The organism is Streptomyces avermitilis MA-4680 = NBRC 14893 (genome assembly GCF_000009765.2).
GTDB classification, from domain to species: domain Bacteria; phylum Actinomycetota; class Actinomycetes; order Streptomycetales; family Streptomycetaceae; genus Streptomyces; species Streptomyces avermitilis.
On record NC_003155.5, the window covers coordinates 6607679 to 6627707 of the forward strand.

15 protein-coding genes are annotated in these 20029 nt (G+C 68.9%); 14 read left to right on the forward strand and 1 reads right to left on the reverse strand.

Annotated features, from left to right (window positions below):
- Nucleotides 1-19: 19 nt before the first annotated feature.
- The 3 genes from SAVERM_RS28125 (at nt 20) to clpX (ending at nt 2863) form a co-directional block, all read left to right on the forward strand.
- The gene (locus SAVERM_RS28125) at nt 20-625 is read left to right on the forward strand and encodes an ATP-dependent Clp protease proteolytic subunit (RefSeq protein ID WP_037645347.1); all 606 of its coding nucleotides are present in this window, start codon (nt 20-22) and stop codon (nt 623-625) included.
- A gap of 110 nt (nt 626-735) precedes the next feature.
- Nucleotides 736-1416 carry an ATP-dependent Clp protease proteolytic subunit gene (locus SAVERM_RS28130; protein WP_010986850.1) on the forward strand — a complete coding sequence of 227 codons (681 nt, stop codon included), beginning with the start codon at nt 736-738 and terminating at the stop codon, nt 1414-1416.
- Nucleotides 1417-1576: 160 nt separating this feature from the next.
- On the forward strand, nt 1577-2863 hold the full coding sequence (gene clpX, locus SAVERM_RS28135) for an ATP-dependent Clp protease ATP-binding subunit ClpX (protein WP_010986851.1): 1287 nt from the start codon (nt 1577-1579) through the stop codon (nt 2861-2863).
- A 110-nt stretch (nt 2864-2973) separates the two neighbouring features.
- Here the strand turns inward: clpX and SAVERM_RS28140 are convergent, their stop codons facing one another.
- Nucleotides 2974-3942: a hypothetical protein gene (locus SAVERM_RS28140; protein ID WP_010986852.1), complete on the reverse strand. Its 969-nt coding sequence runs from the start codon at nt 3940-3942 to the stop codon at nt 2974-2976.
- Nucleotides 3943-4078: 136 nt separating this feature from the next.
- Here SAVERM_RS28140 and SAVERM_RS28145 point away from each other — a divergent pair, with 136 nt between their 5' ends.
- The 11 genes from SAVERM_RS28145 (at nt 4079) to SAVERM_RS28195 (ending at nt 19958) form a co-directional block, all read left to right on the forward strand.
- Nucleotides 4079-6703 (forward strand): valine--tRNA ligase, encoded by a 2625-nt coding sequence (locus SAVERM_RS28145; RefSeq protein ID WP_010986853.1) that lies wholly within the window; start codon nt 4079-4081, stop codon nt 6701-6703.
- Nucleotides 6704-7170: 467 nt separating this feature from the next.
- Nucleotides 7171-8670, forward strand: a complete 1500-nt coding sequence (gene folC / locus SAVERM_RS28150) for a bifunctional tetrahydrofolate synthase/dihydrofolate synthase (RefSeq protein ID WP_037645350.1) — start codon at nt 7171-7173, stop codon at nt 8668-8670.
- Between the two features lie 5 nt (nt 8671-8675).
- The gene (locus tag SAVERM_RS28155) at nt 8676-9044 is read left to right on the forward strand and encodes a DUF4233 domain-containing protein (protein WP_010986855.1); all 369 of its coding nucleotides are present in this window, start codon (nt 8676-8678) and stop codon (nt 9042-9044) included.
- Nucleotides 9045-9110: 66 nt separating this feature from the next.
- A complete protein-coding gene (ndk, locus tag SAVERM_RS28160) occupies nt 9111-9524 on the forward strand; it encodes a nucleoside-diphosphate kinase (RefSeq protein WP_010986856.1) in 414 nt (137 codons plus the stop codon).
- Between the two features lie 299 nt (nt 9525-9823).
- Nucleotides 9824-10843, forward strand: coding sequence for a rod shape-determining protein (locus SAVERM_RS28165; RefSeq protein ID WP_037645353.1), 1020 nt, complete (start codon nt 9824-9826; stop codon nt 10841-10843).
- 160 nt (nt 10844-11003) lie between these two features.
- Nucleotides 11004-11948 (forward strand): rod shape-determining protein MreC, encoded by a 945-nt coding sequence (gene mreC, locus SAVERM_RS28170; RefSeq protein ID WP_010986858.1) that lies wholly within the window; start codon nt 11004-11006, stop codon nt 11946-11948.
- Nucleotides 11949-11961: 13 nt separating this feature from the next.
- Nucleotides 11962-12633: a rod shape-determining protein MreD gene (gene mreD, locus SAVERM_RS28175; RefSeq protein ID WP_010986859.1), complete on the forward strand. Its 672-nt coding sequence runs from the start codon at nt 11962-11964 to the stop codon at nt 12631-12633.
- Between the two features lie 86 nt (nt 12634-12719).
- Nucleotides 12720-14969 (forward strand): penicillin-binding protein 2, encoded by a 2250-nt coding sequence (gene mrdA / locus SAVERM_RS28180; protein ID WP_010986860.1) that lies wholly within the window; start codon nt 12720-12722, stop codon nt 14967-14969.
- A 34-nt stretch (nt 14970-15003) separates the two neighbouring features.
- Nucleotides 15004-16200, forward strand: coding sequence for a rod shape-determining protein RodA (gene rodA, locus SAVERM_RS28185; RefSeq protein ID WP_010986861.1), 1197 nt, complete (start codon nt 15004-15006; stop codon nt 16198-16200).
- Nucleotides 16201-16405: 205 nt separating this feature from the next.
- Nucleotides 16406-17929, forward strand: a complete 1524-nt coding sequence (locus SAVERM_RS28190) for a CYTH and CHAD domain-containing protein (RefSeq protein ID WP_010986862.1) — start codon at nt 16406-16408, stop codon at nt 17927-17929.
- A 70-nt stretch (nt 17930-17999) separates the two neighbouring features.
- Complete coding sequence (locus tag SAVERM_RS28195) at nt 18000-19958, forward strand: TIGR03960 family B12-binding radical SAM protein (protein ID WP_010986863.1); 1959 nt, start codon at nt 18000-18002, stop codon at nt 19956-19958.
- The last annotated feature ends 71 nt before the right edge of the window (nt 19959-20029 follow it).

Here is a 20029-nt window from a genome sequence, read left to right on the forward strand (position 1 = left end):
TGGATACGTGACGAATCTGATGCCCACAGCTGCCGGCGACCCTATCGGTGGTGGCCTCGGCGACCAGGTCTACAACCGGCTGCTCGGCGAGCGGATCATCTTCCTCGGCCAGGCGGTCGACGACGACATCGCCAACAAGATCACGGCGCAGCTGCTGCTCCTTGCCTCCGACCCGGACAAGGACATCTACCTCTACATCAACAGCCCCGGCGGATCGATCACGGCCGGCATGGCGATCTACGACACCATGCAGTACATCAAGAACGACGTGGTGACGATCGCCATGGGCATGGCGGCCTCGATGGGCCAGTTCCTGCTCAGCGCGGGCACCCCCGGCAAGCGCTTCGCGCTGCCGAACGCCGAGATCCTGATCCACCAGCCCTCGGCCGGCCTCGCCGGTTCCGCGTCGGACATCAAGATCCACGCCGAGCGGCTGCTCCACACCAAGAAGCGGATGGCGGAGCTGACCGCCTTCCACACCGGCCAGACGGTCGAGCAGGTCACCCGTGACTCGGACCGCGACCGCTGGTTCGACCCGGTCGAGGCCAAGGAGTACGGCCTCATCGACGACATCATGCCCACCGCTGCCGGCATGCCGGGCGGCGGCGGCACCGGGGCGGCGTAACCGGCGTACGCGGCGCGCGGTGGCACAAGCCGGCGCGCGACCACGTAGACAAGCCCCTCAAGCCCCCCAGTCGACCGCCTAAGCCCCTTTCAGGTCTCAGGAGACATCCAGTGAACGACTACCCCGGCAGCGGCCTCCACGCCCGCACGCAGGCCGAGTACACCGGCGCCCGCGCGGAGTCCCGCTACGTCATCCCGCGCTTCGTCGAGCGCACCTCGCAGGGTGTGCGCGAGTACGACCCGTACGCGAAGCTCTTCGAGGAGCGCGTGATCTTCCTCGGCGTGCAGATCGACGACGCCTCCGCCAACGACGTCATGGCGCAGCTGCTGTGCCTGGAGTCGATGGACCCCGACCGTGACATCTCGGTCTACATCAACAGCCCCGGCGGCTCCTTCACGGCGCTCACGGCCATCTACGACACGATGCAGTTCGTGAAGCCCGACATCCAGACGGTCTGCATGGGCCAGGCGGCCTCCGCCGCCGCGATCCTGCTGGCCGCCGGTACGCCGGGCAAGCGCATGGCGCTGCCGAACGCGCGCGTGCTGATCCACCAGCCCTACAGCGAGACCGGCCGCGGCCAGGTCTCCGACCTCGAGATCGCGGCGAACGAGATCCTCCGGATGCGTTCGCAGCTCGAGGACATGCTGGCCAAGCACTCGACCACGCCGATCGAGAAGATCCGCGAGGACATCGAGCGCGACAAGATCCTCACGGCCGAGGACGCGCTGGCGTACGGCCTGATCGACCAGATCATCTCCACCCGGAAGATGAACAACTCGGCGGTCGCGTGACGCGGCGCTGTATCGTCTGCCGCTCCTTGGCACGGTGCACGTCAAAGTGAACCGTGCCAAGGGGGGCCCGAACGGGGGGCCCGGCAAGGTACCGTCGGACATAAGGCAGCACCAGGAGCCGCTGGACCTAGGCGTCTCCCAGGCGAAGGGGAAGCACACCGTGGCACGCATCGGTGACGGCGGCGATCTGCTCAAGTGCTCGTTCTGTGGCAAGAGCCAGAAGCAGGTCAAGAAGCTCATCGCAGGCCCCGGTGTGTACATCTGCGACGAGTGCATCGATCTCTGCAACGAGATCATCGAGGAAGAACTCGCGGAAACGAGCGAGGTGCGCTGGGAGGAACTTCCCAAGCCCCGCGAGATCTACGAGTTCCTCGAGGGGTACGTCGTGGGCCAGGAGGCCGCGAAGAAGGCTCTCTCGGTCGCGGTGTACAACCACTACAAGCGGGTCCAGGCCGGTGAGAACGGCGGCGGCCAGAGCCGCGAGGACGCGATCGAGCTGGCGAAGTCCAACATCCTGCTGCTCGGCCCCACGGGTTCCGGCAAGACGCTCCTCGCCCAGACCCTGGCCCGCATGCTCAACGTTCCGTTCGCCATCGCCGATGCGACGGCGCTCACGGAGGCGGGCTATGTGGGCGAGGACGTCGAGAACATCCTGCTGAAGCTCATCCAGGCAGCGGACTACGACGTCAAAAAGGCCGAGACCGGCATCATCTACATCGACGAGATCGACAAGGTCGCGAGGAAGAGTGAGAACCCCTCGATCACTCGCGACGTGTCCGGTGAGGGCGTCCAGCAGGCCCTGCTGAAGATCCTCGAGGGCACGACGGCCTCGGTCCCGCCCCAGGGCGGCCGCAAGCACCCGCACCAGGAGTTCATCCAGATCGACACGACGAACGTCCTGTTCATCGTGGGCGGCGCCTTCGCGGGCCTGGAGAAGCTCATCGAGTCCCGGGCCGGCGCGAAGGGCATCGGGTTCGGCGCGACGATCCGCTCGAAGCGGGAGCTGGAGTCGAAGGACCAGTTCGAGGACGTCATGCCCGAGGACCTGGTCAAGTTCGGCATGATCCCCGAGTTCATCGGCCGGCTCCCCGTCATCACCTCGGTCCACAACCTGGACCGCGAGGCCCTGCTCCAGATCCTCGTCGAGCCGCGCAACGCACTGGTGAAGCAGTACCAGCGCCTCTTCGAACTCGACGGTGTGGAGCTGGACTTCGAGCGCGAGGCCCTGGAAGCCATCGCCGACCAGGCGATCCTCCGCCAGACCGGCGCGCGTGGCCTGCGCGCCATCATGGAGGAAGTCCTGATGTCGGTGATGTACGAGGTCCCGTCCCGCAAGGACGTGGCCCGCGTCGTCATCACCGCGGACGTCGTCCACTCGAACGTGAACCCGACGCTGATCCCGAGGGACGCCCGCGGCCGGGGCCCGGGGGAGCAGAAGACGGCGTAGCCGCCGGTACGTACGTGCACACGAAGGGGCCCCCGGTCTAGCCTGTCCTTGGCCCCCCCCCTTCGACGCCTCAAGCCGTACCGCGCGTCAGGCCGCGCAGCCGTGCGGTGTCAGGCCTTGACGCGGACCTGGTCGCGGAGCTTCGTGGTGATGTCCGCCGCGACGTCCTTCGACACGCTGCCCGTGTTGTCACCGGGCGAGACCATGGCGATCGTGCTGTAGTCGGCCCAGGCGCAGAACCAGTCGGTCGACACCTTCTTGGTGAGCGAGTTGGTGCTCTTGGCCGACTGGCACTTCATGACCGCACCGTCGAGGTCGACCGACTCGGGCGAGCCGATCAGCTCGGACTTGCTGCCGGAGGAGCTCTCCTCGGCGTTCTTCTTGAGCGCGGCGAAGAACTTGTCCAGGGCCGCCTTGGGGTCCGCGATCGTGCCGTAGCCGCCCGCCATCGTGACGCCCTTGGCCGTCAGGAGCTCGGACTGGCTGGGCAGGTCGCTGGTGTCCGAGGGGTTCTCGGGGTCGTAGTTGCCGAAGTCGGCCGTCGAGTAGAAGCCGACGACGGACTTGCCGTTCTTGACGCCGCTCTCCGCGAGGTCCTTCACGGTGCTGTTGCTGGAGCTCTCCCCGCCCTTGCCGACCCGCTTGTACTCGCTGAGCACCGTCTGCGGAGTCGTCAGCTTGTGGGCACCGTCGTCCGCGAGGCCCGAGCCTCCGCCGCTCCCGATGACGAAGTACGCGCCGACCGCGACCGCGGCCACGACCGCCACGGCACCGATGATGAGGCCGGTCTTCTTCTTGCCGCCGCCCGGAGCCGGCGGCTGCGGGACGCCGTAGGGAGGCTGCTGGCCGTACGGCGGCTGCTGGCCGTAGCCGGGCTGCTGGCCGTACGGGGGCTGCTGCGGCGGGGCACCCTGCGGAGCCTGCTGGGGGTAGCCGTAGCCGGGCTGCTGGGGCGCCTGCTGCGGGTAACCGTAGCCGGGCTGGGGGGCCTGCGGCGGCTGGCCGTAGGGGCCCGGCTGACCGTACGGCCCGGGCTGCTGAGGCTGCCCGCCGTACGGGCCCGGCTGGTTGAAGCTCATTTCTGGGTTCCCCTCCAGATATTTATGTGGTCCGAACATCCTGGCGTAGTCACCGGGGCACCGGGGCACCGGGGGGCTTACCGTTACCAAAGAATCGTGTTTCGGGACGGGGCGGTGACACCCCTAAACTGGCTCCGTGACCGAGAACTCTCAGCAGCAGCCACCAGCGTCCGAACCCGAACTGCCGACCCAGTACGCGCCGGCCGATGTAGAGGGGACGCTGTACGAGCGCTGGGTAGAGCGCGGTTACTTCGAGGCCGACGCGAAGAGCGACAAGCCTCCCTTCACGGTCGTCATCCCGCCGCCGAACGTCACGGGCAGCCTGCACCTCGGGCACGCCTTCGAACACACCCTCATCGACGCCCTCACCCGCCGCAAGCGCATGCAGGGGTACGAGACGCTGTGGCAGCCCGGCATGGACCACGCCGGCATCGCCACGCAGAACGTCGTCGAGCGGGAGCTGGGCAAGGAGGGCAAGTCCCGGCACGACCTGGGGCGTGCGGCCTTCGTCGAGCGCGTCTGGCAGTGGAAGGCCGAGTCCGGCGGGCAGATCTCCGGTCAGATGCGCCGTCTCGGTGACGGTGTCGCCTGGTCGCGTGAGCGCTTCACCATGGACGAGGGGCTGTCGCAGGCCGTCCAGACCATCTTCAAGAAGCTCTACGACGACGAGCTGATCTACCGCGCCGAGCGCATCATCAACTGGTGTCCGCGCTGTCTCACGGCCATCTCGGACATCGAGGTCGAGTACCAGGACGACGACGGCGAGCTCGTCTCCATGAAGTACGGGGAGGGGGACGACACGATCGTCGTCGCCACCACCCGTGCCGAGACGATGCTCGGTGACACGGCCGTCGCCGTTCACCCGGACGACGAGCGGTACAAGCACCTCGTCGGCAAGACCATCCGCCTCCCGCTCACCGAGCGTTTCATCCCGGTCGTCGCCGACACCCACGTCGACCCCGAGTTCGGCACGGGCGCCGTCAAGGTCACCCCGGCCCACGACCCGAACGACTTCGAGATCGGCCAGCGGCACAACCTGCCCAACATCGCCGTGATGGACGAGCACGCGGTCATCACGGTCTCCGGCCCGTTCCAGGGGCTGGACCGCCTGGAGGCCCGTTCCGCCATCGTCGCCGCGCTGCGCGCCGAGGGCCGGATCGTCGCCGAGAAGCGGCCGTACGTCCACTCCGTGGGCCACTGCTCGCGCTGCAAGACCACCATCGAGCCGCGCCTGTCCATGCAGTGGTGGGTCAAGGTCGGCCCGCTCGCCAAGGCCGCCGGTGACGCGGTCCGCGAGGGGAAGGTCAAGATCCATCCGCAGGAGATGGAGAAGCGGTACTTCGACTGGGTCGACAACCTCCACGACTGGTGCATCTCGCGCCAGCTGTGGTGGGGCCACCGCATTCCCGTCTGGTACGGGCCGAACGGCGAGGTCGTCTGCGTCGGCCCCGACGACGAGGTGCCCACGGGCGAGGGCTGGTCGCAGGACACCGACGTCCTCGACACCTGGTTCTCCTCCGGCCTGTGGCCGTTCTCGACCCTCGGCTGGCCCGAACAGACCGAGAGCCTCGCGAAGTTCTACCCGAACTCCGTCCTGGTCACCGGCTACGACATCCTCTTCTTCTGGGTCGCCCGGATGATGATGTTCGGCCTGTACGCGATGGACGGCACCCCGCCGTTCCACACCATCGCCCTGCACGGCATGGTCCGCGACCAGTTCGGCAAGAAGATGTCGAAGTCCTTCGGCAACGCGGTCAATCCGCTGGACTGGATGGACAAGTACGGCTCGGACGCGCTCCGGTTCACGCTGGCCCGTGGCGCCAACCCCGGTGTCGACGTCCCGATCGGCGAGGACTGGGTCCAGGGCTCGCGCAACTTCGCCAACAAGATCTGGAACGCCACGCGCTTCGCGCTGATGAACGGCGCGACGGTCGAGGGTGAACTCCCGCCCGTCGAGCAGCAGTCGGCCACCGACCGCTGGATCCTGTCCCGGCTCAACGCCACGGTCGCCGAGGTCGACGCCCTCTACGACGACTACCAGTTCGCCAAGCTGTCGGACGCCCTGTTCCACTTCGCGTGGGACGAGGTCTTCGACTGGTACGTCGAGCTGTCCAAGACGACGTTCATGGGCGGCGGCGAGGCCGCGAAGGTGTCGGGCCGGGTCCTGGGTGAGGTCCTGGACGTCACGCTGCGCCTCCTCCACCCGATCGTCCCGTTCGTCACCGAGACGCTGTGGACCACCCTCACGGGCGGCGAGTCGGTCGTCATCGCCGACTGGCCGGTTGACTCGGGCTTCCGTGACCAGGCCGCCGAGAAGGAGATCGAGACCCTTCAGTCGGTCATCACCGAGGTCCGCCGGTTCCGCGCCGACCAGGGGCTCCAGCCCGGCCAGCGCGTCCCGGCCCGGCTGACCCTCGACGATACGGCGCTCGCCCCGCACGAGGCGGCCATCCGTCAGCTGCTGCGTCTCCAGCCGGAGGGCGAGGACTTCGCGGCCACGGCGACCCTGCCGGTCGCGGGTGCCACGGTCGCGCTGGACCTGTCCGGCACGATCGACATCGTGGCGGAGCGCAAGCGGCTCGCCAAGGACCTCGCGGCGGCCGAGAAGGAGAAGGCACAGGCGGGCGCCAAGCTCGGCAACGAGGCGTTCCTCGCGAAGGCGCCGGACCACGTCGTGGACAAGATCCGCGGCCGCCTCGCCAAGGCGGACGAGGACATCGCCCGCATCCAGGCACAGCTGGACCGGATGCCGGAGGCCTAGCCGGCCGGTGTACATGAGCGCAGGCCCCGGAACTCCTTGGGTTCCGGGGCCTGCGTGTGTCGTCTTGGCTGCGGGGTCTGTGTGTGGCGTCCCGGCCGCGGGGTCTGTGGGTGGCGTCCGTGCGTCGTTGCGGCTGCGGGCAGTCGTGCGGCCGGGGCGAGGGGGCCTGGCGCGGGCGAGGTGGTGAGGCGGGGAGGGCGGGCGGCTGGGCTGTGTGTCGTTCCGGCTGCGGGGCGTGTGTGCGTCGTCCCGGCCGCCGGGCCTGCGCGCGTCGTCCTGGTTGTGGGCAGTCTCGGGCAGCCGTGCGGCCGAGGTGGTGGGGCCCGGCTCGAGCGAGGCCGTGGGCCGGGGGAGGGCCGGCGCGTGCGGCAGCCTGCCGGCGCTCTTCCGGCGCCCGTCGGCGACACCCACCCCGGCCCGCACCAGCCACCCGCGCCTGTGTCGGTCCCGCTCCGTAGACTGGCCCCGTGAGTGAGCTCCCACCGGACGACAGTGACCGCTTCGAAGAGATCGTCGACGCCGAGACCGATCGCGACCCCGATCTCGCCGTGATCGAGGCCGGCAGCCGCACCCTGCGCACCCAGGGCGGCCCGCCGGAGGCCGACGTGCCCGCGCGTCCCGCCGACCCCGAGACCGACAAAGCGCTGCGCGAGGTCGAGGCCGAGCTCGCCACCCGCTGGGGCGAGACCAAACTGGAGCCCTCCGTCAGCCGTATCACCGCCCTGATGGACGTGCTCGGGGACCCGCAGCGCGCGTACCCCTCGATCCACATCACGGGGACGAACGGCAAGACCTCCACCGCCCGCATGATCGAGGCCCTCCTCGGCGCCTTCGACCTGCGCACCGGCCGGTACACCAGCCCGCACGTCCAGTCGGTCACCGAGCGCATCAGCCTCGACGGCGCCCCGATCTCCGCCGAGCGCTTCATCGAGACGTACGACGACATCAAGCCGTACATCGAGATGGTCGACGGCCAGCAGGAGTTCCGGCTCTCCTTCTTCGAGGTCCTGACCGGCATGGCGTACGCGGCCTTCGCGGACGCGCCCGTCGACGTGGCGGTCGTGGAGGTGGGGATGGGCGGCAGCTGGGACGCCACCAACGTCATCGACGGTGACGTCGCCGTCGTCACGCCCATCGACCTCGACCACACCGACCGGCTCGGCGAGACACCCGGCGAGATCGCCTCGGAGAAGGCCGGCATCGTCAAGCAGGACGCCACCGTGATCCTGGCCCAGCAGCCGGTGGACGCGGCGCAGGTGCTGCTGAAGAAGGCCGTGGAGGTCGACGCGACCGTGGCCCGGGAGGGCCTGGAGTTCGGGGTCGTCTCACGTCAGGTCGCCGTCGGCGGACAGCTGCTGACGCTGCGTGGCCTCGGCGGCGAGTACGAGGAGGTGTACCTGCCGCTGCACGGTCCGTACCAGGCGCACAACGCGGCCGTCGCGCTCGCCGCCGTCGAGGCGTTCTTCGGCGTCGGCTCCCAGCGGCCCGAGCCGCTCGACCTCGACACGGTCCGCAAGGCCTTCGCCGCGGTGACCGCGCCGGGCCGCCTGGAGGTCGTACGCCGCTCGCCGACCGTCGTCCTGGACGCGGCCCACAATCCGGCGGGCGCCCGCGCCACCGCAGAGGCCGTCGGCGAGGCCTTCGACTTCAGCCGGCTCATCGGAGTGGTGGGGGCCAGCGGCGACAAGAACGTCCGGGGGCTGCTCGAGGCCTTCGAGCCGATCTTCGCCGAGGTCGTGATCACCCAGAACTCCAGCCATCGCGCGATGGACGCCGACGAGCTGGCCGCGATCGCCGTGGAGGTCTTCGGCGAGGACCGCGTCCAGGTCGAGCCGCGCCTCGACGACGCGCTGGAGGCCGCGATCACACTCGCCGAGGAAGAGGGCGAGTTCGCGGGCGGCGGCGTCCTCGTCACCGGCTCCGTCATCACCGTCGGCGAGGCCCGACTGCTCCTCGGGAGGGGCTGACCACTGTGCGTACGCTCTGTGCTTCGACCCTGATCGGCGAGGTCTTCGTGATCGGGTTCGCCGGGCTGGTCGCGATGAAGGACCCGGACCTGTCCACGGGCACGGTCTGGACGGTCAGCGGCATCGCCATGGCGGTGTGCGTCCTGCTCTGCGGCATGATCACGCGGCCCGGCGGCGTCCAGCTCGGCTGGGCCCTGCAGATCGCCCTGATCGCCTCCGGCTTCATCGTCCCCAGCATGTTCTTCCTGGGTGCGATCTTCGCGGCCCTGTGGTGGGCGTCGGTCCACTACGGCCGCAAGATCGACGAGGCGAAGGCGAGATTCGCGGCGCAGGCCGCGGACCACCCCGCTCCAGTACCACCTGACGCTGCGTGACGAGCACCCCGACACGCCCTGTAACCTCGGTCACCCGCACATATGTGACCTGAAGGAGCCACCACCGTGAGCCAGCGCACCCTCGTCCTACTCAAGCCCGACGCCGTTCGTCGCGGCCTGACCGGCGAGATCATCAGCCGTATCGAGCGCAAGGCCGGCTGGGCGATCACCGCGCTGGAACTGCGCACGCTGGACCAGGACACGCTGGAGCAGCACTACGGCGAGCACAAGGGCAAGCCCTTCTACGAGCCGCTGGTGGAGTTCATGGCGTCCGGCCCGGTCGTGGCCCTGGTCGTCGAGGGCGAGCGGGTCATCGAGGGTGTCCGCGCGCTGGCCGGTCCGACCGACCCGATCGCCGCCGCGCCCGGTTCCATCCGCGGCGACTACGGTGTGATCGTCCGCGAGAACCTGATCCACGCCTCGGACTCGGAGGAATCCGCCGAGCGCGAGCTGAAGATTTTCTTCCCCGGCCGGGTCTGACCGGACGAATAGTTTTTGAGGGACCGTCACATCATTTGGATGCCGACCTGGGGCGGCCGTAGAAATCGGCCGTCCTTTGGCATATGCGTGTCGATCGGGGGAACGCCTACCCCCGATCGCCCGTCTCCAGAAGCGAGGCGGTGCATCATCTGCTGACAATGGCGAAGACCCTCGCACAGTGTTCGTGCAGGCGAGACTACGATGTAAGCCTTCACGTCACAGCACCCACTTCGCCACCCCAACCAAAGCCATCAAACGCTCCACTTGGGAAGGCCAGACGAATCCTGATGGGGAACTCAATGTCGTTCATCGGCCGTGACATGGCTGTCGACCTCGGGACCGCCAACACGCTGGTGTACGTCAGGGGTCGCGGGATCGTACTCAACGAGCCGTCCGTCGTCGCGATCAACACCAACACCGGTGGCATCCTCGCGGTCGGCTCCGAAGCGAAGAAGATGATCGGGCGCACGCCCGGCAACATCGTTGCCGTGCGTCCGCTGAAGGACGGTGTGATCGCCGACTTCGAGATCACCGAACGCATGCTCCGCTACTTCATCCTGAAGATCCACAAGCGGCGCTACCTCGCCCGCCCCCGCGTCGTCGTCTGTGTGCCCTCCGGCATCACCGGTGTCGAGCGCCGCGCGGTCATCGAGGCGTCGTCCCAGGCCGGTGCCCGCCAGGTGCACATCATCGAGGAGCCCATGGCCGCGGCCATCGGTTCCGGCCTGCCGGTCCACGAGGCCACGGGCAACATGGTGGTGGACATCGGCGGCGGCACCACGGAGGTCGCGGTCATCTCGCTCGGCGGCATCGTCACCGCCCAGTCCATCCGCGTCGCCGGCGACGAACTGGACAACGCGATCATCCAGCACATCAAGAAGGAGTACTCGCTCCTCCTCGGTGAGCGGACGGCCGAACAGATCAAGATCACGATCGGTTCGGCGTACGACCTCGACACTGACGAGCACACCGAAATCCGCGGCCGGGACCTCGTCTCCGGGCTGCCGAAGACCGTCGTCATCTCCGCGGCCGAAGTGCGCAAGGCCATCGAGGAACCGGTCAACGCGATCGTGGACGCGGTCAAGACGACTCTCGACAAGTGTCCGCCGGAGCTGTCCGGCGACGTCATGGACCGCGGAATCGTTCTGACCGGCGGCGGAGCCCTGCTGCGCGGCCTCGACGAGCGGCTGCGCCGCGAGACCGGCATGCCGATCCACATCGCAGAGGACCCCCTGGACAGCGTGGCGCTCGGCTCCGGCAAGTGTGTCGAGGAGTTCGAGGCGCTCCAGCAGGTCCTGGACGCCCAGCCGCGCAGATGACGTAACTCTTCGATTCCGCCGTACGAGACGCTCCCTTCTCGTACGGCGGATCGTTGATATTGAGGCTTAAGCTCCCCCATGACACCCGTTGGTCCGCCCTCCGGGGTACTTCTGGGTGAGCCATACACGAATTCCGACGAGGAAGGCACGGCCGCCGCACGTGAGGGACACACGAGAGAGCCGGCTGCTCCTGGTGCTGCTGGTCGCCATCGCGTTCGCGCTGATCACGGTGGACATCCGTGGCGGGCAGGACTCACCGGTCGACGGTGCCCGCCAGGCCGCCGCCACGGTCTTCGGCCCGATCGAGAACGGGGTGTCGTCGGCGGTCGACCCCGTCGGCAACGCGGTCGCGGCCGTACGCGACTCCGGCAGCCGGCACGACCGCATCGCCCAACTCGAGCACGACAACGCGGCCCTGAAGGCGAAGCTCGGCAGCGACGACCGCAACCGCAGCCGCCTCAAGCAGCTCAACAAGATGATCAGGGTGGCGGGCGAGGGCCAGTACGGGATCAAGGGCGCCGAGGTCATCGGGATAGGAGCGGCCCAGGGCTTCTCCTGGACCGTCACCATCGACGTCGGCGCGAACGACGGCATCAAGCGCGACATGACCGTCCTCAACGGGGATGGTCTCGTCGGCCGGGTCACCACGGTCGGCCCGAACGCCGCCACCGTGCTGCTCGCCAACGACCCCGACTTCACGGTCGGCACGCGCATGGAGTCCAGCGACGAACTCGGCTTCGCCTCCGGACAGGGCGACCGCCCGCTGCGCGTGCAACTGCTCAACGGCAAGGCCAAGGTGGTGAAGGGCGACCGTCTGGTCACCTTCGGCTCGCAGGCGGACCGGCCGTTCGTGCCCGGTGTACCGGTCGGCGTGGTCTCCCGGGTCGATCCCTCCGGCGGCGACCTGACCCGCACGGTCTACGTCACGCCGTATGTCTCGTTCACGAAGCTCGACATCGTCGGCGTGGTCGTCGCGGCGCCCAAGAAGGACCCGCGCGACGAGGTGCTGCCTCCCAAGCCCAGACCGACGCCCACGCCGACCGTGACCGTGACGGTCACCCCCTCCGCGAACGCGTCCGCCGACGGCCAGCAGCAACAGCAGTAGGAGCTGAACCCCCATGCGCTTCAACCGGATGCTGCTCTCCACCGCCCTGGTGGTGGTGGCCCTGGTGATCCAGGTGAGCGTCCTCGCCCGTCTCCACCTCCCGGGCGCCGTCCCCGACCTGGTGCTCCTGACCGTCCTCGGCCTCGCCATGGTCTACGGCCATGTCGGCGGCGCCCTCATCGGCTTCGGCGCCGGCCTGCTCGCCGACCTCGTGCCGCCCGCCGACCACGCCGCGGGCCGCTACGCCCTCGTCCTGTGCGTCATCGGCTACCTCGCCGGGCTGGCCAAGCCCGAGAACGGCCGCCTCAAGTCCGCGTCCGGCCCCATGGCCGTGGTCGTCGCCGCGGCGATCGGCACGACCCTGCTGTACGCGGGCGTCGGCGCCCTCGTCGGCGACACCGCCGCCCGACATGTGGGCCTCGTCAGCCTGTTGGTGACGGCCGCCGTGTACGACCTGCTGCTCGCGCCGTTCGTGGTCCCCGGGATCATGGCACTGGCCCGGCGCGCCGAGAACGACCCGCTCGCCGAGGGCGGCTCCGGTGCCAAGGCGGCCGACGTCTCCTCGGGCTGGCTGTCCTCCGGCACCGGTCTGCGCATCGGCGGCCAGCGTGGCGGGCTGCGCGCGAAGGCGGTCAAGGCACGGGTGGCCCGGGCGGGACGCATCAAGGGGGTCAAGCGGCTGTGACCACAAGGGACTTCACCGCCCGTGTCCACAGGTTCGCCGTGTACTCGTATGTCTCGTACGCGCACTGAGAGGGGGAGGCAGCAGCAGTGACCAACATCCCCGAGACCGGTCGGACCCCACGGGTCCAGATCCGCCTCGTCGTCATCCAGATCCTCGTCTTCTCCCTGCTCGGCACCCTCGGCGGCCGCCTCTGGTATCTCCAGATCCGCAACGGCGACGAGTACGCCAAGGAGGCCTCCGGCAACCACGTCCAGCAGGTCGTCCAGCCCGCCGTACGCGGCTCGATCCTCGATGCGCGCGGCGTGCCGATCGCCGACAACGAGACCCGCCTCGTCGTGTCCGCCTCCCGCACCGATCTGCTGAAGATGAAGGACGACGGCAAGGCCGTCCTCACCAAGCTCGCGGGCGTCCTGGACCTCAAGCCCGAGGACGTCATAGAGAAGGTCCGGCTGTGCGACGCCAAGACGCCCCAGCCCTGCTGGAACGGCTCGCCCTACCAGCCCATCCCGATCACCGACGAGGCCACCGCCAAGCAGGCCCTGCAGATCCGCGAGCGCTCCGAGGATTTCCCCGGCATCACCGCCGAGCCCGAGGCCGTGCGCCGCTACGCCGCCCCCGGCGAGGCCAACACCGCGCAGGTCCTCGGCTACCTGTCGCCGGTCACCGACAACGAGCTCCAGCAGGCCAAGGACTCCGACTCGCCGTATCTGCGCTCCGACCAGGTCGGCCGCTCGGGTCTTGAGCGCCAGTACGACAAGGAGCTGCGCGGCAAGGCCGGCGTCACCCGCTACGAGGTCGACAACCTCGGCCGGGTCATCGGCAAGGCCAAGAGCGACGCGGCCGAGCCCGGTTCCAACCTCGTCACCAGCATCGACGCCCGTGTGCAGCGCGTCGCCGAGTACGAGCTCAACGACGCGATGAAGGTCGCCCGTACCCAGTTCGACAAGAACACCAACGAAAACTACAAGGCGGACTCCGGCGCGGTCGTCGTGATGGAGGCCAAGACCGGCCGTGTGGTCGCCATGGCGTCCAACCCGACGTACGACCCGAACGCCTGGGTCGGCGGCATCTCCGCCAAGGACTACGCCAGGCTCACCGGCAAGAAGTCCAACTACCCGCTGCTGAACCGCGCCATTCAGGGTCAGTCGGCGCCCGGCTCCACCTTCAAGGTCATCTCCACGGCCGCCGCCGTCGAGGCGGGCTATGACTTCAACGGCCACTACCCGTGCACCAGCTCGTACTCGATCGGCAGTCAGGTCTTCAAGAACTTCGAGTCGGAGAACTTCGGCCCGATCTCGCTCGGCCGCGCCCTCGAGGTCTCCTGCGACACCGTCTTCTACGGCCTCGCCCACAACGAGTGGAAGAGGGACGGGGGCATCAACCCCAAGAAGAAGACGAACGACTGGTTCTTCAAGGCCGCCCACCAGTTCGGCCTCGGCAAGGAGACCGGCATCGACCTCCCCAACGAGGTCACCGGCCGTATCCCCGACCGCCAGTGGAAGCAGAGCTACTGGAAGGCCAACAAGGACGCCTGGTGCAAGTCCGGCAAGAAGGACGGCGACTACGTCGAGAAGATCGCGTACGAGAACTGCCTCGAAGGCAACAAGATGCGCGCCGGTGACGCGGTCAACTACTCCATCGGTCAGGGCGACACGCTCGTCACTCCCATCCAGATGGCCACGATCTACGGGGCGATCTCCAACGGCGGCACCCTGTACGACCCCACCGTCGGCAAGGCGGTCGTCAGCGCCGACGGTAAGAACGTGCGGGAGATCAAGCCGAAGTCGCACGGCAAGCTGCCCATAAGCAAGTCGACGCGGGATCAGATGGACGAGGCCCTCGCGGGCGTCGCCACCCGGGGTACGGCCGCCTGGCGGTTCGGCGGCTGGCCGCAGGACAAGATCCCGATGCACGCCAAGACGGGCACGGCCGAGGTCTACGGCAAGCAGACCACCTCGTGGTTCGCCACGTACACCAAGGACTACACGGTCGTCATGACGATCTCCCAGGCCGGTACGGGCTCCGGCGCCTCGGGCCCCGCGGTGCGCAAGATCTACGACGCGCTGTACGGCGTCTCCCAGGACGGCACGATCGACCGGAAGAAGGCGCTGCTGCCCACCCCGGAGAAGAGCCTGCCCAAGATCCAGAACGACGGCTCGATCGACGCCCCCAAGGTCGAGAAGTACGACCCGAAGGCGGACCAGACGAGCGAGGAGGGCGGGCAGCCGGCGGCCACCGACAGCCCGGCGGCCACCACGCCCTCACCGACCACCGGCAACCGCGACACCCGAAGGCGCACGGCCCGCCCCAGGAAGCGGCGGAGGATGCTGACATGACCCGCGGCCCGAAGAACAGCCGGAGGATCCCGATATGACCGGCAACAGCTTCTCCGTCTCCGGTTACGGGCCCGACCGCGCCGGCTGGACGCGGATCTTCGCCCGCGACTCGCTGGCCCGCCGCCTCGACTGGCCGATACTGCTCTCGGCCGTCGCGCTCTCGCTGATCGGCGCGGCCCTCGTCTACTCGGCGACCCGCAACCGCACCGAGATCAACCAGGGCGACCCGTACTACTTCCTGATCCGTCACCTGATGAACACCGGCATCGGCTTCGGCCTGATGGTCGGCACGGTCTGGCTCGGCCACCGCACCCTGCGCACCGCCGTGCCGATCCTCTACGGCCTCTCGGTGTTCATGATCCTGCTCGTGCTCACCCCGCTCGGCGCCACGGTCAACGGGGCGCACGCGTGGATCGTGTTCGGCGGCGGCTTCTCGCTCCAGCCCTCCGAGTTCGTGAAGATCACGATCATCCTGGGGATGGCGATGCTGCTCGCCGCCCGGGTCGACGCGGGCGACAAGCCGTATCCGGACCATCGCACGGTCGTGCAGGCCCTGGGCCTGGCCGCCGTACCGATTCTGGTCGTCCTGCTCATGCCCGACCTCGGTTCGGTCATGGTCATGGTGATCATCATCCTCGGCGTGCTGCTCGCCTCCGGCGCCTCCAACCGCTGGGTGTTCGGCCTGCTCGGCACGGGCGCCCTCGGCGCGATCGCGGTCTGGCAGCTGCACATCCTGGACGAGTACCAGATCAACCGCTTCGCCGCCTTCGCCAACCCCGAGCTCGACCCGGCCGGCGTCGGCTACAACACCAACCAGGCGCGTATCGCGATCGGCTCGGGCGGTCTCTTCGGCACCGGCCTCGGACAGGGCTCCCAGACCACCGGCCAGTTCGTGCCCGAACAGCAGACGGACTTCGTGTTCACGGTCGCGGGCGAGGAGCTGGGCTTCGTGGGCGCCGGACTGATCCTCCTGCTGCTCGGCGTCGTGCTGTGGCGGGCGTGCCGTATCGCCCGTGAGACGACCGAGCTGTACGGCACGATCGTCGCCGCCGGGATAATCGCCTGGTTCGCCTTCCAGTCCTTCGAGAACATCGGCATGACCCTCGGCATCATGCCGGTCGCGGGTCTGCCACTGCCGTTCGTCTCGTACGGCGGCTCGTCGATGTTCGCGGTCTGGGTGGCGGTCGGACTGTTGCAGTCGATCAGGGTGCAGCGGCCGATGTCGGCCTGAGCGCTCCGCCGGAAGTGCCGCGATGTGCCGTCGGTCGTCTGCCGCGCCGTCGTGGCTGATCGCACGGATCCCCGCGCCCCCTCGGGGCGCCGCCGAACCCCAGCGGACTTTCCCGACCTGCCCGGTTTGGACCGCTCGGCCTGGAATGCGTGGCGGGGCCGCGGGCGGACTGCCCTCGGCCCCGATTCGCGTCTAGATTCATTTCATGGCGGACACGAAGCGAGAGATCGAGCGAAAGTACGAGGGACCCGCGACCGGCAGCGGCGCGGGCCTGCCGGGCCTGACGGCGGTCCCCGGAGTCGCGAGCGTCGTCGGCAAGGGCGTCACCGAGCTGGACGCCACCTACTTCGACACGGCCGACCAACGGCTCGCCGCCCACTCCATCACCCTGCGCCGCCGCATCGGCGGCGAGGACGAGGGCTGGCACCTGAAACTGCCCGTCGCCGACGACGTACGCGACGAGATCCACGCCCCCCTCGCCGACACGGTGCCCCACCACCTCTCCTCCCTGGTGCGCTCCCGCATCCGGGACGCCGAGCTCGTTCCCGTCGTACGTCTGCGGTCCTCCCGCGACGTCCACCATCTGCTCGACGCCTCGGGCGCCCTGCTCGCCGAGGTCAGCGTCGACCGGGTTCGCGCCGAGCGCCTCGACGGCGGCGAGGGCGCCACCCAGTGGACCGAGATCGAGGCGGAGCTGGCGGACGGCGGCGACCCCGCCTTCCTCGACCGGGTCGAGAAGAAACTCCTCAAGGCCGGCCTGCACCGGTCCACGTCCACGTCCAAGCTGGCCAGGGCGCTGGAGGAGACCGGAGCCGCGGCGAAGCGGCTCACCGGAGCACCGGCGGCCCCCGAGCCCCCCACCACCGCGGGGGACCACGTCCTCGCCTACCTCCGCGCCCAGCGCGACGCCCTCGTCGAACTCGACCCGGCCGTCCGCCGTGACCTGCCGGACGCCGTGCACCAGATGCGGGTCGCCACCCGCCGCATCCGCAACACCCTGCGCTCGTACACCGCCGTCCTGGACCGCACGGTCACCGACCCCGTCCGCGTGGAGCTGAAGTGGCTGGCGGGGGAGCTGGGCGTGGACCGCGACCAGGAGGTCATCACCGAACGGCTGTCGGCGGAACTCGACGAGCTTCCCAGGGCACTCCTGTCGGGGCCGGTGCACAACCGCGTGCGCAGCTGGTCGCAGCGGCGCCATGCCGGCTCCCGGAAGGCGCTGATCGCGGTGCTCGACGGCCGGCGCTACCTGTATCTGCTCGCCGCCCTGGACGCGCTCGTCTCCGATCCTCCCCTGCGCAAGGCCGCCGGCCGCAAGCCGCGGAAGGTGCTCGGCAAGGCCGTACGGAAGGACTTCGAGAAGCTCTCCCGGCTGGTGACGAAGGCCCTGGAGCTGCCGCCCGGCAAGGAACGCGACCTGGCGATGCACGAGGCCCGCAAGAAGGCCAAGCGGACGCGGTACGCCGCGGAGGTCGCCGCCCCCGCCCTCGGCAGGGCCGCCAAGTCCCAGGCCAAGTCCATGAAGGACGTGCAGAAGCTACTGGGCGACCACCAGGACAGCGTCATGTCCCGGGACGCCCTGCGGGACCTGGCGGAGAAGGCGCAGGAGGCGGGCGAGAGCTCCTTCACCTACGGGGTGCTGTACGGCCGGGAGGAGCAGCGGGCGGCGGCCGACGAGAGCGCGCTGCCGAAGGCGTGGAAGAAGGCCCGGCGCAAGGCCCGGGTCTGAGTGTGCGGCGGGTCTCTCCGGCCGCGTTACGCTGAATGGTCACCCCTGTCAGCTCACGAAAGTTCGCGAGATGCCTGCCGAAACCGCTGTATCGGTGTTCCCGCAGCTCGAAGCTCTGCTCCCGCATGTGCAGAAGCCGATCCAGTACGTCGGCGGAGAGCTCAACTCCACGGTCAAGCCCTGGGACGCCTGTGACGTCCGCTGGGCGCTCATGTATCCCGACGCGTACGAGGTCGGGCTGCCCAACCAGGGCGTCATGATCCTCTACGAGGTGCTGAACGAGCGCGAGGGCGTGCTCGCCGAGCGCACGTACAGCGTGTGGCCCGACCTCGAGGAGCTGATGCGGGAGCACCAGCTCCCGCAGTTCACGGTGGACAGCCACCGTCCCGTCAAGGCTTTCGACGTCTTCGGTCTGTCCTTCTCCACGGAGCTGGGCTACACGAACATGCTCACGGCCCTGGACCTGGCGGGCATCCCGCTGGAGTCCAAGGACCGTACGCTCGACGACCCGATCGTCCTGGCCGGCGGCCACGCGGCCTTCAACCCCGAGCCGATCGCGGACTTCATCGACGCGGCGATCATCGGCGACGGCGAGCAGGCCGTGCTCGACATGACCGACATCATCCGCGCCTGGAAGGCGGAGGGCCGTCCCGGCGGCCGCCAGGAGGTCCTGTTCCGTCTCGCGAGGACGGGATCGGTGTACGTCCCCGCCTTCTACGACGTCGAGTACCTCCCGGACGGGCGGATCGGCCGCGTCGTACCGAACAAGAGCGGTGTGCCGTGGCGGGTCAGCAAGCACACGGTCATGGACCTGGACGAGTGGCCGTACCCCAAGCAGCCTCTCGTCCCGCTCGCGGAGACGGTCCATGAGCGCATGTCGGTCGAGATCTTCCGCGGCTGCACACGCGGCTGCCGCTTCTGCCAGGCGGGCATGATCACGCGCCCGGTGCGTGAGCGCTCCATCACGGGCATCGGCGACATGGTCGAGAAGGGCCTGAAGGCGACGGGCTTCGAGGAGGTCGGCCTCCTGTCCCTGTCCTCGGCGGACCACTCGGAGATCGGCGACCTCGCCAAGGGCCTGGCGGACCGGTACGAGGAAGACAAGATCGGCCTCTCCCTCCCCTCCACCCGGGTGGACGCCTTCAACGTCGACCTGGCGAACGAACTGACGCGCAACGGGCGGAGGTCCGGTCTCACCTTCGCGCCGGAGGGCGGCTCCGAGCGCATGCGCAAGGTCATCAACAAGATGGTCTCGGAGGAGGACCTGATCCGGACGGTCTCCACCGCGTACGGCAACGGCTGGCGCCAGGTGAAGCTGTACTTCATGTGCGGCCTGCCGACGGAGACGGACGAGGACGTCCTCCAGATCGCCGACATGGCGATGAACGTGATCGCCGAGGGCCGCAAGGTCTCCGGTCAGAACGACATCCGTTGCACGGTGTCGATCGGCGGTTTCGTCCCCAAGCCCCACACCCCCTTCCAGTGGGCCCCGCAGCTGTCCGCGGAGGAGACGGACGCCCGTCTCGGAAAGCTCCGCGACAAGATCCGCGGCGACAAGAAGTACGGCCGCTCGATCGGCTTCCGCTACCACGACGGCAAGCCGGGCATCGTCGAGGGCCTGCTCTCCCGCGGTGACCGCCGCATCGGCTCCGTCATCCGCGCGGTCTACGAGGACGGCGGCCGCTTCGACGGCTGGCGCGAGCACTTCTCGTACGACCGCTGGATGGCCTGCGCCGAGAAGACCCTCCCCGCCTTCGGCGTGGACGTCGACTGGTACACCACGCGTGAGCGCACGTACGAGGAGGTCCTTCCCTGGGACCACCTGGACTCCGGCCTCGACAAGGAATGGCTCTGGGAGGACTGGCAGGACTCCCTCGACGAGACCGAGGTCGAGGACTGCCGCTGGACGCCGTGCTTCGACTGCGGTGTCTGCCCGGCGATGCAGACCGAGATCCAGATCGGTCCGACGGGCAAGAAGCTGCTGCCGCTGACGGTCAACAAGCCTGCGGTCAGCGGTCACAGCCACTGAGGCGAAGCGGGCCTGCGGGCTCCTGAGGCCCTCTCGGTCGAGAGGGCCTCAGTCATTCTCCGGCCGTGCGG